The following is a 15,733-nucleotide window of genomic DNA, read 5'->3' as shown; positions in this document are numbered from 1 at the left end:
TTAGCGCTTCCGACGTGGTGGTCGCTGCCGCTTCTGATGCTTCGCTGGTTGCTGGCTCAACACCGGCATAACCACAGGCGCGAACTCTTTCATCACGCGCCGGTACACATCCCGTTTAAACGACACGACTTGTCGCACCGGGTACCAGTAACTGACCCAGCGCCAGTCATCAAATTCCGGGTGGCCTGAACACAGTACGTTTACGTCCTGCTCGTTACAGGCAAGTCGCAGCAAAAACCACTTTTGTTTCTGACCAATACAGGTCGGTCTCTGTTCGCGCCGAACTAACCGCTTTGGTAAACGATAGCGAAACCAGTTGCGGCTGGTGTAGACAATCTCAACTTGCTCAGGTTTTAACCCGACTTCTTCATAGAGTTCCCGGTACATGGCTTGTTCAGCGGTTTCGCCATCATCAATGCCACCTTGTGGAAACTGCCAGCTGTGTTGCCCAAATCGACGCGCCCAAAACACTTGTCCCTGCTCGTTACAGATGATGATTCCGACATTCGCCCGGAATCCTTCTGCGTCTATCACGCGGGCATCCTCATAAATTCGACTTCTGTCTGGGATTTTTCCATAATCACGCTACTAATGAAAGGAGTTATTCACTTATATGACAAAGTTGGAAACCCTGTTCCGGCGGGCCAGCGCACTGGCAGGCCGGAGCTTTGCCGAGCTGGCGGCGGACCAGGGAATAAGGGTACCGGCGGATTTGCGACGCCACAAAGGTTGGGTTGGTCAATTGCTGGAAGGAGCGCTCGGGGCCGCGGCAGGCTCGCAGGCATTGCAGGATTTTCCGGATCTGGGGGTTGAGCTGAAAACGATTCCGCTGGATCAGCGCGGCCGACCGCTGGAGACTACCTTTGTCTGCACCACGCCACTGACTCATGTGGATGATCTCACCTGGGAGAACAGTAATGTGCGCAACAAGCTGCAATGCGTACTCTGGATCCCCATAGACGGGCGCCGGCACATTCCGCTGGCCGAGCGCACCGTCGGCACCGCCTTTTTCTGGCAGCCCAGTGAAGCCCAGGAGCTGCAACTGAAACGCGACTGGCAGGAGCATATGGATCGTATTGCCCTGGGCCAGGTCGAGCAGATCACTGCGCATCAGGGCGACGTGCTGCAGCTGCGGCCGAAAGCTGCCAACGGCCGTATCAAAACGGAAGCCATAGGCGCGCACGGCCGGCTGATCCGGACCCTGCCGCGGGGCTTTTATTTAAAAACCAATTTTACCTGGCAGATTATCTGTGAGACCTTTTCTATGCAGCCAGAAGGACCCACTGAATGACCGACCCTGCCCCTGAAGTCATGCAAAAAATCAGCCCCGCCGCGCGTAAACACGGCGTAGGTTTTGCCCTGCTCGGCCTGCTGATTTTTGCCGCCAGCATGTTTTTATGGCTGATCGACGCGCCCCTGCCCACCCCGGCCTGGGCGCTGCTCTGGCTGGTCAGCGCTGGCCTGATTTTTCTGGGCTGGGCCAAGGTGTTTGAGCCTGAGGTCAGCCTCAATATCACCCCCCGGCAAATTGAATATCTGCACCACCGGGGCAGCTGGCAGCTGGACTGGGATAATCTGGTGCGCTTTGACAGTCCCCGCACCCAGAAGGGAGCAGAGACAGTGGAACTGCCTTATCTGGCTTTCTGCGTGCGCGATATCGAGCCGATTCTGAACAGCATTTCACCGCGGCTGTCGATTCACCTGATCAGTGAACAACGCCATCTGCTGACTATGGCGCTGCGCCATGAACGCCCCGACCTGCACGACTACAGTTCCTACTTTGACATCCCCGACGCCTTTTTTGCGCCCAGCGGTACCCGCTATACCGGCGTTCAGGCGCTGTTTGCCATTCGCTGCCGCCAGTTGCGCGAGTTACTGGGCTATGAACTGTACGTACCTGAAAGTGCGCTCGACCGGTCGCTGGATGATTTTATTCCGTGGCTGCGCGAGCTGCACGCCAGTCGTAACGAACATTTATAAACGTGCTACTATTGATCGACAGTTATACAGCAAAAGGATTAAAATAAGCGCATGCAAACATTAGGTTGGCGCGAATGGGGGGCTCTCCCCGATCTGGGCATTCCGGCACTGAAAATGAAAGTCGATACTGGCGCACGCACCTCCTGCCTGCACGCGTTTCGGCTTGAAGCCTTTGATAAAGATGGCGAAGACTGGTTGCGCATCTGGTTACACCCGGAGCAGGACAGTGATCGTGAGCAGATCTGCGAAGCTCGCATTCATGATCAGCGCCCGGTGACCGATTCCGGTGGCCATACAGAATTGCGGTATGTCATTAAAAGTACTCTCCGGCTGGGCTCGTTCAGCCAGCCGATAGAACTGACCCTGACCAACCGAGATACCATGAAGTTTCGTATGTTGTTAGGACGCCAGGCCATGCGCGGCTATTTTCTGGTTGATCCTGATGCATCCTATTTAATTGGCAAACCCGGAGCACGCTAATGAGAATTGCAATTTTGTCCCGTAACGCCAGGCTTTACTCAACCCGCAGGCTGGTGGAAGCTGCCGAAAAACGGGGGCACGAGGTCGATGTCCTCGACCCGCTGCGCTGCTACATGAATATCAACGCGCGTGAATCTTCGATCCACATGAAAGGGAAGGGGCTGCCCCAGTACGATGCGATCATTCCACGTATCGGCGCTTCTATTACTTTCTTTGGTACGGCGGTGCTGCGCCAGTTTGAGATGATCGGAACCTATCCGCTCAACGAGTCCGTGGCCATTTCACGTAGCCGCGACAAACTGCGCTCGCTACAGTTGCTCAGTCGCAAAGGTATTGGCCTGCCAACTACGGGCTTTGCCAGTCAGCCGCAGGATATTCCTGACTTAATGGACATGGTCGGCGGCGCACCGCTGGTCATCAAGCTGCTTGAAGGTACCCAGGGCATCGGTGTGGTACTGGCGGAAACCCGTCAGGCCGCGGAAAGCGTGATCGAGGCCTTTATGGGGCTGAACTCGCACATTATGGTGCAAGAATACATAAAAGAAGCTGGCGGCGCGGATATTCGTTGTTTCGTGATCGGCGATAAAGTTATTGCTGCCATGAAGCGCCAGGCCAAAGCCGGTGAATTTCGCTCGAACCTGCACCGCGGCGGCTCAGCCAGCCTGGTGAAGCTGACGCCGGCGGAACGGGCGATGGCGGTAAAAGCGGCCAAAACTATGGGCCTGAATGTGGCCGGTGTCGATTTGCTGCGCTCCAACCACGGCCCGCTGGTGATGGAAGTGAACTCGTCTCCTGGACTGGAAGGCATTGAGTCGGCCACTGAAAAAGACGTTGCCTCACAGATTATTTCGTTTATCGAAAAAACGGCCAAGTTACATCGTACCCGGACTAAAGGCGGCAAAGGCTGACAGTGACCAGTAAATCCAGAAAACCGATTAAGAAGCGACCTTCGTTCGTGCTGGCCGGGCAAAAAATCGCGCCCGGCTCACGCCACAGCATTAAAGTTCCGGCGGCGCGTTTATACAACGATACGCCCATGGATCTACACGCCGAAGTTTTCCATGGCTTAAAGCCCGGCCCCACCCTGCTGGTATGCGCTGCCATTCATGGCGATGAACTGAACGGCATTGAAATCTGCCGGCGCCTGATGGGGCTGATTGATCCGCTCGAACTAAGCGGCACTGTCATTATTGTGCCGGTAGTGAATGTGTTTGGCTTTATCCAGCAATCGCGCTACCTACCCGACCGTCGTGATCTGAACCGTTCGTTCCCGGGCTCCGAGCGCGGGACTTTGGGCGGCCGTCTGGCGTTTTTGTTCAATGAAACGCTGGTGCAGAGCGCCACCCATATTATTGATTTACATACCGGTGCGATTCACCGCGAAAACCTGCCGCAGATTCGGGTTGACACCGACAGCCCCGAAGCACTGGATATGGCCCATGCCTTTGGCTCGCCGGTGATTCTGCACTCCAAAGAGCGGGACGGATCGCTGCGGGCGCTGGCAACAGACCTCGGCATTCCACTGATTCTGTACGAAGCTGGTGAGGCCCTGCGCTTTAACTATGCGGCGATTAAATCCGGTGTTATCGGCGTACAAAACGTGATGAAATCACTGAAGATGCTCAAAGGCCGGCGCACCCGCCGCAATCTGAAGTCGGTGGTGGCGCTGCGTAGCGGCTGGATCCGCAACGAGTATGACGGCCTGGTAATCCCCAAAGTTGAACTGGGTCAGAGCATCAATAAAGGGCAGGTTATTGCCCAGACGGTTAATCCTCAGGGCGAAGAGCTGCATCCGATCAAAAGCCCGTATCACGGTATTATTATCGGCATCAGCAAAATTCCCGTCGCCAACGAAGGTGAAGCCTTATTTAATGTGGCTCAGTTTGATGGCGAAGGCATTGAGGAGGCGTCTGAAAACGTCGACTTATTCAGCGAATATTATGAGCGTAAACCTATTTAGATGAAACATTTGCAACCCCCTTCACAGTTAGTTCTGCGCCATAGTGAGCACTTTCAGAAACCCCTGCTACTGGTGAACGCGCCCGATCCTGAAGTGGCTGACGAGATTCCCGTCGCCGGCACCTGGAACCTGCACGCGGGCTACCATGAGCGCTGGCAGCGGCAGTCCGGGACCCCGGCTCACTTCGGTGAGACCCCACCGGCTACTGATGCCGCGGGTGCGCTGGTGTGGCTGCCAAAAGAGAAGCAGCTGACGGATTATCTGCTGCAGGCCCTGACCAGTATTGTACCGGCTGACGCACCGGTGTGGCTGGTGGGCGAAAACCGCAGTGGTATAAAAAGTATTCATAAAGTGATGCCGGAGGCCTATGCGCCGGTGCAACGGGTTACCAGTGGTAATCATTCGCTCCTGCTGTGCAGTGAATTGCGCCATACCAGCGACCAGTTCAACGTTGAGAACTACCTGCATCAGTGTGAACTCGGGCAACCCGGGCACCCGCCGCTGCAGTTATTCAGCCTGCCCGGCGTATTTGCCTTTCCCAGTATCGATAAAGGCAGCGAAATGCTGCTCAAGCATCTGCCCCGCTGGGCCCATGGCAATGTGCTGGACTTCGCCTGTGGCCACGGCGTACTGGGTGCCTGGATCAATCGGGCGGCACCGGCATTACAGGTCACTTATCTGGATGTCAGCGCCATGGCGCTGGCGGCCTGCCGCAAAACTCTGGCAGCCAACGACCTCACCGGTACCTTGCTGGCCCATGATGGTCTCAGCCCGACGCTGAAAAAATATAAATATATAGTCAGCCATCCACCCTTTCATACCGGGCTGGCGACGGACTATAAAATTGGTCAGCAGTTTTTACGTGAGGCACGCCAGCATCTGCAGCAGACCGGCGAACTCTGGCTGGTCGCCAACCGGTTTTTACCCTGGCCGGAACTCATCGTTGAATCGTTCGGCCACTGTGATCGTATCGCCGAAGACAACCGCTTCGCTGTGTACCGTGCGGTGAACAAGCCACCAGTTAAAGTCAGGGAGCGCAAACGCCGCTAATGGACGGGTTCAGCTCGATTAAACGCAATTTCTCATGGCTATTGGTGCTGGTCAGCAGCGCTATGGTGCTGTTGGGCTGTATTGTTCATGGCACGATGCACATTAATGACGTGCGCGACCGCTTGCATAGCCAGGCGCAGAACATGACCCAACTGCTAATGGGCACCGCCAGTCGGCATCTGGTCTTTAACAGCCCGGATGACCTGACCATTGCGCTGAGTCATCTCAACGCCGTGCCCTTTGTGCAGCATGTGCACGTTTATCGCAAGCAGTCAGAAGCCAGTGTCGGGCATTTCTTTGCCAGCTATAACCGCGAAGGCCTGGCACCAATCCCCAGCCGTATCGATAGAATTCAGGCTATGCCTGATGGCGTGGTGACTTTAAGCGAACGTTACGTGGAAATTGCCCGGCCCATCTATATTGGTGACCGGGTACGCGGTTATATCTACCTGCGGGGCTCGCGGGCTGAGCTTAATGCCGCCTGGACCAGCGTGTTGCTGTCCAGCTTTTTCATTGTGTTGCTGGCGGCGGTACTGACCTGGATGGTATCGCTGCGGCTACGGCAGATGTTTACCCGGCCGCTGGATGAGGCAGTAAGCAGAATCCAACAGATTGCCCGGGATAAAGACTACTCAATCCGGCTACCGGACACTCACCTGGAAGAACTGAACCGCCTGAGTACTGCCTTCAATATGCTACTGGGCCGGGTACAGCAGCATATCAACCGGCAGCAGCAGGCCGAGCAGCAAGCCAGCGAACTGAACGCGGAGCTGGAACGTCAGGTAAGTCAACGCACCATGGCCCTGAAAGAATCCAACGCCGAGTTGCTGAAGACTCTGGAAACTGTACACCAGTATCAGAGTCAGCTGGTCGAAGCGGAAAAAATGTCGTCCCTGGGTGATATGGTGGCCGGTATCGCTCACGAAGTGAATACCCCGGTGGGCCTGGTCATCACCTCGGCATCGCTGCTGCAGGATAAACTACAGGTGATGCAGCAGAAGTTTGACGAGCGCAAAGTCAGCAGTCAGGATTTCGAACGCTTTCTGGCGGCCTGCCGCGAGAACCTGCTCCTCATCAGTCGTAATATTGAGCGCACCGCTGATTTAATTACCCGTTTCCGGCAACTGGCGATGGATCAGTTTGCCGAAGAAATTCGCAGCTTTAACGTAAATACCTTCTGCGAGGATGTTACCAGCTCGCTGTATAGCCGCTTCCCGGAGCTGAAAAATCATGAACTGAATATGACCTGCGCACCGGATCTGGTGGTGAGCAGTCACCCCGGACCAATCCACCAGATTGTCAGCCAACTCGTGCAGAACTCCCTGCAGCATGCCTTCGAACCTCATGACAAAGGTCATATTTCGATTGCTATTGATTGTGTCGACGAAAATACGTTACAACTAACGTATCAGGACGATGGCGTGGGTATTCCTGAAGATATCGGGCGGCGGGCCTTTGATCCTTTTATTACCACCAAACGTGGTACGGGGGCCGCCGGACTTGGCTTGCATCTGGTTTATAACCTGGTCACCCAGGTTTTGAATGGCCGGATTGACATGCAGAGCACCCGGGATGAGGGGACCACCTTCGTGATTCGCTTCCCCATCGGGGAATGCGACCAAAGGAACTAAATTTACGTTAATTTGTGTTAAATTCTGCATGAAAAATACACATAAGTTATAATCCCATGCTACACTAGCCCTTATCACTATATTGCAACATATGTTAAGAGATACCGGAATAGCTACTATGAGCGCCAGACTACTAATTGTCGAAGATGAAGTCGTTACCCGTAATACCCTGACGCGCCTGTTTCAACAGGAAGGTTATGACGTATTTGATGCGGCCGATGGTATGCAGATGCAACGCATTATGGCCAGACAGCAGGTCGATCTGGTTATTATGGATGTTAATCTGCCCGGTAAAAGCGGCATCGAACTGGCTGAGAGCCTTCGTGAAAATGAAAATATCGGATTAATTTTCCTGACCGGCCGCGACGCTGAAGAAGATCGCCTGCTGGCGCTGGAACTGGGTGCTGATGATTATCTGATCAAACCATATAATCCAAAAGAATTGCTGATTCGGGTGCGTAACCTGTATCGCCGCATTGAAGCGATCAAAAACCAGCAAAAAACCGTTGGTCACGACAGTGTGGTATACGAATTTAATAACTGGCGCCTGGAAAGCGACAGTCGCTGCCTGTTTTCACCTGAAGGGAAGATGTTCCGTTTACCGAAGAGTGAATACCGGGCAATGGAACTGTTCCTGACGAACCCGGGCAAGATCCTCGACCGGGAAACTCTGGTTAAGAAGATGCTGGATCGTGAACTGCGTCCGGCCGATCGTACCGTCGATGTTGCGATTCGTCGTATTCGCCGTCACTTCGAAGCCTATTCCGATTCACCGAATCTCATCACCACCATCCATGGTGAAGGTTATCGGTTTGTCGGTGATGTGACTATCCGTCACCTCGAACAGCCCTCGTTAAATACGCCGGGCGTTTAACCACCGTTTTAAATGAAGTTGATGCAGGGGCAACTCAGTTGCCCACTGCTCTATCATCTGGCTCGCTTCATCCCAGTTCCAGCTTTCCCGCTCTAAATACTCCATCCGACTGGCCAGCTGTTTAAGGCCTACTGAACGACATGCGCCTTTCATTTTATGCGCCTGGCGTTTGCTCTCGGTATAGTCGCGTTCATCAAATAAGCGCCGCAATAACGCCAGATAGCCACCGATGTTCTCAGCGAAAGCCTCATACATCTCGCTCATGCCCTCATAGCCCATCAGCTCAGCATATTGCTCAAGTAATTTCTCGTTCAGCATGTCGTCCGGTGGCGCACCCGAAATCGTATTCGTCATTGCAAACTCCCTTAAAAACTACGTTCCCTGTATTTTTTCGAACAGTACAATCGAAATTCTTTTCGCTAAATATTGAACCCGATATGGCAAACTACCGTAATCCTGTTAATTCTAGTATACTAATGCCCCATTTTTGGGTAGTCGTCCTAACTTTTTGTAATGCTTTGGAGCCGTAATTGATGCCAATAGCCACACCGACGTTAATGCCAGATATCGCCAACCAGACCTTAGCTCAGACTGAGGGAGCACTGGACTGGGTGGGCATGAGTAACATTGAAATGCCGCTGGTTGTCGGAGCTGCCAACGAACCCGAACGTCCGATTAGTGCCCGCATTGATGCCTTTGTGAATCTCACCGATCCGAAGGCTAAGGGCATTCATATGTCGCGGCTGTACCTGTTATTAGAAGACCTGTCCAATAACGACGTACTCAATCACGATTCACTGCGTAAGCTCCTGCATGACTTTATTGACAGTCATGACGGGCTGGCCGATCAGGCTTACGTCAAATTTAGCTTCGACTACCATCTGCGCCGAAAAGCCCTGGTGAGCAAAAAGCCCGGCTGGAAAGCCTACCCCATAACCTTAGTCGGCCGCTATGATAACGGCAAGCTCGCTTTACAGCTAGGGGTTGAAGTACCTTATTCTTCGACCTGCCCGTGCTCGGCAGCATTGGCCCGGCAGTTGATTCAGGATGCCTTTGCTGAGCAATTTGGTACTGACGCTGAAGTTGACGCCGAACTGATCCATCGCTGGTTAGGCACCTCCCAGGGTATTGTGGCCACCCCCCACAGCCAGCGTTCGATAGCGGAAGTTAAAGTCCTGCTAAGCGACGATTTGAACGAGCTGCCGATCATTCATCTGATCGACGCCATTGAAGAAGCCCTGCAAACACCGGTGCAGGCTGCCGTCAAACGTGAAGACGAGCAGGAATTTGCGCGGTTAAATGGCCAGAACCTGATGTTCTGTGAAGACGCTGCGCGCCGGCTTAAATTTATGCTGAGCCATCAGCACGCGTTCGCTGACTTCTGGGTGCGGGTTAATCATTACGAATCTCTGCATGCTCACGATGCTGTCAGTATCGCCACCAAAGGTATACCCGGCGGCTTTCAGCCCTGATTAGTCGACCTGTTAATGCGGCTGCTGTATACTATGCGGCCGCATTTTCTTTGCTTTAGGTACTTATGGAATCTATAGATATAGTTGGCATCGGCAACGCGCTGGTCGACCAGGAATTTGAAGTCACTGACGATTTTCTCCGGCAGCATCAGATCGAAAAAGGGATGATGACGCTGATTGAAGACGCTGAGCAGGAAAAACTAATCGCTGAGCTTAGCCGTCGTGGCGAACTGAAAAAACAATCGGGCGGTGGCTCGGCTGCTAATTCGCTGGTTGGTTTCAGCCAGTTTGGCGGCAACGCATTTTACTGCTGTAAAGTTGCTGACGACGAAGCCGGCGCGTTTTACTGTAAAGACTTAGAGCGGGTAGGCATTACCACTAATACCGGCAGTTGCAAGCATGAAGGCAAAACTGGCCGTTGCCTGGTAATGGTCACCCCGGACGCCGAGCGGACCATGAGGACCTATCTCGGTATTACCGCTGATCTCTCGACTGATGAGCTGGATGAAGATGCCATTGCCCGCGCCGAATATCTCTATATTGAAGGCTATCTGGTGACCTCCCCGATTGCCCTGCAGGCCATTGCCCGCGCCAAAGAAGTGGCCCGCGCCAACGGCACTAAGATTGCCATGACCTGCTCTGATCCTGCTATGGTTAAATATTTCCGCGACGGCATCGAGGCGATCCTCGACGGCGGTGTGGACGTTATGTTCTGCAACCAGGAAGAAGCCCGTATTCTGACCGGCACCGATGATGTGCAGGAAGCACTGCAGCAACTGCAGCAACGGGCCGGTCTGGTCGCTATCACCCTAGGTAAAGATGGCGCACTGCTGGGTGATGGCACCCGTCAGGTCGCGGTACCGGGTATCAAGGTGCAAGCGGTAGACACCAATGGCGCCGGCGATATGTTTGCCGGGGCGATGATGTTCGGCCTGACCCGCAACTATCCGCTGGCCGCCTGCGGCCTGCTGGCCAGCCATGCGGCAGCGCAAATTGTTACTGAGTTTGGTCCGCGCTTAAGCGCCGATCAGCAGCAACAGTTGCTGATCCGTTTGCAGCATGAGCCGGAATTCAATTTTAAAAACGACAAGCGAGGCGTATAGATGAACAAATCACAAGATTACAAAGTAGCCGATATCGGCCTGGCCGACTGGGGTCGCAAAGAAATTTATATTGCCGAATCTGAGATGCCGGCGCTGATGACTATCCGCCGTAAATACGCTGACAGCAAGCCGCTGTCAGGCGCTAAGATCATCGGCTGTATCCACATGACCATTCAGACTGCGGTACTGATTGAAACGCTGGTAGAACTGGGCGCTGAAGTGCGCTGGTCTTCCTGTAATATCTTCTCAACCCAGGATCACGCTGCCGCGGCCATGGCTGCTGCCGGTGTGCCGGTATTCGCCTGGAAAGGCGAAACCGAAGAAGAATACGAATGGTGTCTGGAGCAAACCTGTCATAAAGACGGCGAGCTGTGGGATGCCAATATGATTCTGGACGACGGCGGCGACCTGACCTTGCTGATTCATGATAAATATCCGCAAATGCTGGATAAGGTTCATGGCATCACCGAAGAAACTACGACCGGTGTCCACCGTCTGCTGAAGATGCTGGAAAACGGTACCCTGCGGGTGCCTGCAATCAACGTCAATGACTCTGTAACGAAATCGAAAAACGACAACAAATATGGTTGCCGCCACTCACTGAACGATGCCATTAAACGTGGTACTGACCATCTGCTGTCAGGCAAGAAAGCCCTGGTTATCGGTTACGGTGACGTCGGTAAAGGTTCTGCTGCAAGTCTGCGTCAGGAAGGCATGATTGTGAAGGTCAGCGAAATCGACCCGATCTGTGCGATGCAGGCCTGTATGGATGGCTACGAAGTGGTTTCACCCTACCTGAACGGCGTGAACACCAAGAGCGAAGACGGCATCAACAAAGAGCTGCTGGGCACGACGGATCTGATCGTCACCACCACTGGTAACGTCAATGTCTGTGACCGTTTCATGCTGGCTGCACTGAAGAAAACTGCGGTAGTTTGTAACATTGGCCACTTTGATAATGAAATCGATACCGCGTTCATGCGCAAGAACTGGCGCTGGGATGAAGTGAAGCCACAGGTACATAAAATTCATCGTAGCGATGATGAGCATGACTACCTGCTGCTGTTATCAGAAGGCCGCCTGGTAAACCTTGGGAATGCGACCGGTCACCCAAGCCGTATTATGGATGGATCCTTTGCCAACCAGGTACTCGCGCAGATGCACCTGTTCCAGCAAGGCTACGCGAAACTGGATAAAGCCGAGCAGATCGAACTGTTACGGGTTGAGGTGTTACCTAAGCATCTTGATGAAGAAGTCGCCCGCTATATGGTTCAGGGCTTCGGCGGCGTAATGACCAAGCTGACCGAAGAACAGGCTGACTACATCCATGTGTCTGTTGAAGGACCATTTAAAACGGATGAATACCGCTACTGATTCGATTCACTATCGGGAACTTACGGCCGCAGACGAAGCGGCCGTAATTGTATTGGCGAACCAGGTTCACGGCGCCAATTACCTGACCGAGGTGAGTTTTGCTGATTATCTGGACCGCGGCCAGCAGGACGGGGTCAACCTCAACTGGCTGGCTTTTGCCGGTGAGCAGCTGGTGGGTGTACGTCTGACTTTCGCGCCCGGCCGCTGGGATATCGACAGCTATTGTACGCCGGCAGCCTGGCCGGTACCGGCCAGCCAGATGTGTTATTTCAAATGTGCCGCAGTTGATGACAGCATTCGTGGCGCCGGTATTGGCCGCAACCTGTTGCAACGCTCAATCGCGGCTGCGCAACAACTGGGTTGCCGTGCCGGGCTGGCTCATATCTGGATGCAGAGCCCCGCTAACAGCGCCTTTGCTTATTTCAGCCGCTGCGGTGGCAAACTGATCAAGGAACATCCGGGGCGCTGGCATGAGGCGTCCGTTCATGACGGTTATCATTGCCTGGTCTGCGACGGCATCTGCTACTGTACCGCCGGCGAGATGATCCTGCCCTTCGACAACTATTAATCACGCAGGTAGCCCCATGTACGATCCGCTGCACGATGCTTGCCCCGGCCCCGGTCAACCGGCCACGGCAAGCTATTGGCAGCAACATAGTCAGCCGCACTGGCCAGAAACGGCTACCGATTTGCCGGAACGCGCCGATGTGGTGGTGATAGGTGCGGGTTATACCGGCCTCAACGCCGCGCTGGAGTTGTCCGAACGTTATCAGCAGCAGGTGGTGGTGCTGGAAGCCAATCAGCCCGGCTGGGGCTGTTCAACGCGCAACGCCGGCTTTGCCATGCCCGGCACTGGTCGCCTTGGCTATGCCGCCTGGGCGGCGCGCTGCGGCACTGAGATTGCCATGGGTATCCGCGACGAATACCGCCACGCCTTTGACCGTCTGGAGCGGCATGTGCTGGCTTGCCCGCAGCAGGCACAGTTGCAACGGGGTGGCTATCTGAAAATCGCCCATAAACCCGGCGCGGCGGCGCCCCTGTATCAGCAATATCAGCAGCTTTGTGCCTTTGAACCTGATACCCGCTGGCTTGAGCGCGATGCCGTGCAGCGCCGGGTGTCAAGCCCCCAAGCCTGTGCTGCTATTCATTTTCCGCAAAGCTTCGGCGTCAATCCGCTGCTGGTAGCGGCGAGTGTGGCGCGCCAGGCGGTGGCCGCGGGCAGCAGGATATTGCCCGACACCCCGGTAACCGGCTGGCAGCAGGAAGGTGCCGATCAGCTCTTGCAGACAACGCGGGGAAGTATCCGCGCCGCCAGAGTAATTCTGGCTACCAACGGCTATACCCCCAACCATCTGCATCCGGCCGTCCACGGTCGCAGTCTGCCGGTACTCTCCAGTGTGCTGGTTACCCGCCCGCTCACGGCCAGTGAACTTGCCGCGACCGGCCTCAGCCCGGCCGAGCTAATCATGGATACCCGCCTGCTGAAGTACTATTTCCGCTTGCTTCCCGATGGCCGGTTATTGTTCGGCGGGCGTGGCGCTATTCACGGTAAAGATGCTGACAAGCCGCGTTATGCCCGCCATCTATTGCAGGCGCTGGCGGCGACCTTTCCGGCATTAAAGGATCTTGCCGGCGAGCAACCGGCATACTTCTGGAGTGGCTGGATCAGTGTCGCGCTGGATGAGTATCCGCGTGTTTATTCACCGGCGAGCGGTATTTTTACCAGTATGGGGTATTGTGGGGCGGGTCTGACTTTCAGCCAGCTGGCCGGGGCCCGGGTGGCGCAACTGGCAATGGGCGAGACCTTACCCGCGCTGCCATTTTACCAGTCACCATTACCACGTTTCCCGCTGCCTGGCTTACGCCGGCTTGGCCAGCGGCTTTACTATCAATATGCCCGCTGGCGTACCGGCCTGTAACAGCAACTACAGACCAAACACTACTTTCTCGCTGTTCAGCATGCGGCCAATCAGCCGCAGCAACAACATCGATACCGCGATAGTAAAGAGTCCGCTAATGAACATCGGGATCCACTGTAGCGTTTCACCTTTGATGATATCCAGCAGCGCCTGATGCTGACCGGTCAGCGGCAGATAATAGAGGATCTGGTTTTTCAGCCGCGAGAACTCCACACCGAACACGGCCAGCATAGGTACCATCAGTAAGAATGAAATGTAGGTTTGCGCTTCTTTGAAGCTTTTTGCCCGAAAGGATACAAACAGCTGCAGCGCCGTGGCAAATAGCGCCAGCGGTGTCAGCAATAGCATAATCAACAGCAGCATTGGCCATTCCAGCACCACGCTGATGCCGATGTTCTGCAGCGGCAGGAAACGGAAAATAACCGGGATCAGAATAACACTCAGGATGCCGCCAAAAATCGCAAAGCAGCTGGCGGCCAGCGCCTTGCCCCATACCAGCTGATGGCTGCTGAGCGGCTGCGACAGCAGCAACTCCAGCGAGTTTCGCTCACGTTCACCGGCGCTGATATCGATGGCCACATTCATGCCGGAAAAGAATACCGACAACAACATGAAGATCAACACGCTACCCATCAGAATTGCCGCTTTGGAGCCCTTGGTCGCGGTATCCTGCTTGACCAGATCGATGGCGGAGATCAGCTGCGGATCCAGCCCGCGCATCTGCAGCCGGATATAGCCCAGCTGGCGGCTGTAGCTCGCTACCGCCTGCTCCACCCGCCGGATCTCCGTGCGTTGCTTCTGCGCTGAAAAATCCGCGCGCAAAATAACTTCCGCCGGCTGAGCAGAGGCTACATGCTCATCCCAGTGCCCGGCAATTTCAAGGATAATGGGCTGCTGGCCGGCCGGCCAGGGTTTGTCGCGCTCGACAATGCCCTGATCTTCAAGATGTTGAATGAGCGCCGGGGCATGCTCAGCACCTTTGATGTCGATTGCCACATCACTCTCATCAGTAAGCTGACTAATCAGTACATAAAAGGCCACAGCCATCAGCAGCGGCCCGAAAAAAGCATAAGACATCGCCGCCATTACTGAGCGTTTGTCACGTAAGGCGTCTTTCAGCTCTTTGGCCCAGACTATCGATATTGGGTTACTCATGCCGCTATGCCCTCATCGGTGCCAATAATTTTCACAAAGGCTTCTTCCAGTGCTGTCTCGCCGGTCAGTTCACAGAGTTCTTCGGTAGTCCCCTGGGCGGCGACTTTCCCTTTGGCGATAACCACCACCTGATCACAAAGCGCAGCGACTTCCTGCATAACATGGCTGGAGAATAAAATGCTGGTCCCCTGCTGCCGCAATTCGCGCAACAGGTCGCGTAGTACCCGGGTGCTCATTACATCCAGTCCGCGGCTGGGTTCATCCAGAATCAAATGCTTCGGCTGATGGACAATGGCCTGGGCCAGTGCCACTTTCATGCGCTGTCCCTGGGAAAAGCCCTGGGCCCGGCGATCGGCAATAGCATCCATATCCAGCCGGCTGAGTACTTTAGCGACAGCCTGCTCGCGGCGTTCGCCCTTCATACCGTGCAAGGTGGCGAAGTAAGCAACCTGTTCACGTGCGGTCAGGCGCTCATACAGGCCGAATTTATCCGGAAAGATACCGATATGGCGACGCGCCTGCAGTGGATGCAGATTGGCGTCTACCCCATCAATCAGCGCCTGGCCGCTGTCGGCACGCAACAGGCCGTAAATGGTTCGCAGGCAGGTGGTCTTGCCGGCGCCGTTAGGGCCAAGTAATCCGGTGATCTGACCCTCAGGAGCGGCAAAGCTTAACCCGTCCAGCGCGATCACCTTACTGAATTTTTTATGTAGTGATTTGACTTCAATCATCGTG

17 protein-coding genes are annotated in these 15,733 nt (G+C 54.7%); 13 read left to right on the top strand and 4 right to left on the bottom strand.

The genetic code is table 11. From position 1 onward, the window contains the following. Nucleotides 1–534 (bottom strand): RNA pyrophosphohydrolase, encoded by a 534-nt coding sequence (rppH, locus tag R3196_RS02505; RefSeq protein WP_318935065.1) that lies wholly within the window; start codon nucleotides 532–534, stop codon nucleotides 1–3. Between the two features lie 79 nt (nucleotides 535–613). Between rppH and mutH the strand changes: the two genes are divergently transcribed. The 8 genes from mutH to arcA all read left to right on the top strand — a co-directional run bounded on the left by mutH (nucleotide 614) and on the right by arcA (nucleotide 7,975). After that, nucleotides 614–1,291 (top strand): DNA mismatch repair endonuclease MutH, encoded by a 678-nt coding sequence (gene mutH, locus R3196_RS02500; RefSeq protein WP_318935064.1) that lies wholly within the window; start codon nucleotides 614–616, stop codon nucleotides 1,289–1,291. Next, nucleotides 1,288–1,980 (top strand): DUF2982 domain-containing protein, encoded by a 693-nt coding sequence (locus R3196_RS02495; RefSeq protein ID WP_318935063.1) that lies wholly within the window; start codon nucleotides 1,288–1,290, stop codon nucleotides 1,978–1,980. Before mutH ends, R3196_RS02495 begins: the two co-directional genes overlap by 4 nt. A gap of 51 nt (nucleotides 1,981–2,031) precedes the next feature. Further along, the gene (locus R3196_RS02490) at nucleotides 2,032–2,460 is read left to right on the top strand and encodes an ATP-dependent zinc protease (protein ID WP_318935062.1); all 429 of its coding nucleotides are present in this window, start codon (nucleotides 2,032–2,034) and stop codon (nucleotides 2,458–2,460) included. Further along, on the top strand, nucleotides 2,460–3,368 hold the full coding sequence (rimK, locus tag R3196_RS02485; RefSeq protein ID WP_318935061.1) for a 30S ribosomal protein S6--L-glutamate ligase: 909 nt from the start codon (nucleotides 2,460–2,462) through the stop codon (nucleotides 3,366–3,368). The genes R3196_RS02490 and rimK overlap by 1 nt, the downstream gene beginning before the upstream one ends. A gap of 2 nt (nucleotides 3,369–3,370) precedes the next feature. After that, on the top strand, nucleotides 3,371–4,420 hold the full coding sequence (locus tag R3196_RS02480) for a succinylglutamate desuccinylase/aspartoacylase family protein (RefSeq protein ID WP_318935060.1): 1,050 nt from the start codon (nucleotides 3,371–3,373) through the stop codon (nucleotides 4,418–4,420). After that, nucleotides 4,421–5,470: a methyltransferase gene (locus tag R3196_RS02475; protein WP_318935059.1), complete on the top strand. Its 1,050-nt coding sequence runs from the start codon at nucleotides 4,421–4,423 to the stop codon at nucleotides 5,468–5,470. It begins immediately after the preceding gene. Beyond that, nucleotides 5,470–7,101: a HAMP domain-containing sensor histidine kinase gene (locus R3196_RS02470; protein WP_318935058.1), complete on the top strand. Its 1,632-nt coding sequence runs from the start codon at nucleotides 5,470–5,472 to the stop codon at nucleotides 7,099–7,101. Before R3196_RS02475 ends, R3196_RS02470 begins: the two co-directional genes overlap by 1 nt. A 118-nt stretch (nucleotides 7,102–7,219) precedes the next feature. Continuing rightward, nucleotides 7,220–7,975: a two-component system response regulator ArcA gene (arcA, locus tag R3196_RS02465; RefSeq protein WP_318935057.1), complete on the top strand. Its 756-nt coding sequence runs from the start codon at nucleotides 7,220–7,222 to the stop codon at nucleotides 7,973–7,975. On the opposite strand, the gene R3196_RS02460 is transcribed toward arcA, so the two are convergent. After that, nucleotides 7,955–8,329 carry an Hpt domain-containing protein gene (locus R3196_RS02460; protein ID WP_318935056.1) on the bottom strand — a complete coding sequence of 125 codons (375 nt, stop codon included), beginning with the start codon at nucleotides 8,327–8,329 and terminating at the stop codon, nucleotides 7,955–7,957. The genes arcA and R3196_RS02460 overlap by 21 nt on opposite strands. Nucleotides 8,330–8,508: 179 nt before the next feature. Here R3196_RS02460 and folE2 point away from each other — a divergent pair, with 179 nt between their 5' ends. The 5 genes from folE2 to R3196_RS02435 all read left to right on the top strand — a co-directional run bounded on the left by folE2 (nucleotide 8,509) and on the right by R3196_RS02435 (nucleotide 13,843). Further along, entirely contained in the window at nucleotides 8,509–9,447 is a 939-nt protein-coding gene (gene folE2, locus R3196_RS02455) for a GTP cyclohydrolase FolE2 (protein ID WP_318935055.1), read from the top strand. 65 nt (nucleotides 9,448–9,512) lie between these two features. Beyond that, nucleotides 9,513–10,550, top strand: coding sequence for an adenosine kinase (locus tag R3196_RS02450; protein ID WP_318935054.1), 1,038 nt, complete (start codon nucleotides 9,513–9,515; stop codon nucleotides 10,548–10,550). Further along, nucleotides 10,551–11,924 carry an adenosylhomocysteinase gene (gene ahcY / locus R3196_RS02445; protein ID WP_318935053.1) on the top strand — a complete coding sequence of 458 codons (1,374 nt, stop codon included), beginning with the start codon at nucleotides 10,551–10,553 and terminating at the stop codon, nucleotides 11,922–11,924. Continuing rightward, nucleotides 11,908–12,492, top strand: a complete 585-nt coding sequence (locus R3196_RS02440) for a GNAT family N-acetyltransferase (RefSeq protein ID WP_318935052.1) — start codon at nucleotides 11,908–11,910, stop codon at nucleotides 12,490–12,492. Before ahcY ends, R3196_RS02440 begins: the two co-directional genes overlap by 17 nt. 16 nt (nucleotides 12,493–12,508) lie before the next feature. Then, nucleotides 12,509–13,843, top strand: coding sequence for an FAD-binding oxidoreductase (locus tag R3196_RS02435; RefSeq protein ID WP_318935051.1), 1,335 nt, complete (start codon nucleotides 12,509–12,511; stop codon nucleotides 13,841–13,843). 6 nt (nucleotides 13,844–13,849) lie between these two features. Here R3196_RS02435 and R3196_RS02430 read toward each other — a convergent pair whose 3' ends face one another. Both R3196_RS02430 and R3196_RS02425 read right to left on the bottom strand, forming a co-directional pair. Then, nucleotides 13,850–14,998, bottom strand: a complete 1,149-nt coding sequence (locus R3196_RS02430) for an ABC transporter permease (protein ID WP_318935050.1) — start codon at nucleotides 14,996–14,998, stop codon at nucleotides 13,850–13,852. Next, entirely contained in the window at nucleotides 14,995–15,729 is a 735-nt protein-coding gene (locus R3196_RS02425; protein ID WP_318935049.1) for an ATP-binding cassette domain-containing protein, read from the bottom strand. Before R3196_RS02425 ends, R3196_RS02430 begins: the two co-directional genes overlap by 4 nt. Nucleotides 15,730–15,733: the final 4 nt, after the last annotated feature.

Source organism: Pseudidiomarina sp., assembly GCF_033722695.1.
Lineage (GTDB): Bacteria > Pseudomonadota > Gammaproteobacteria > Enterobacterales > Alteromonadaceae > Pseudidiomarina.
The sequence above is the reverse complement of the archived record's forward strand: the minus strand, read 5'-3'. Positions and strand labels throughout refer to the sequence as shown.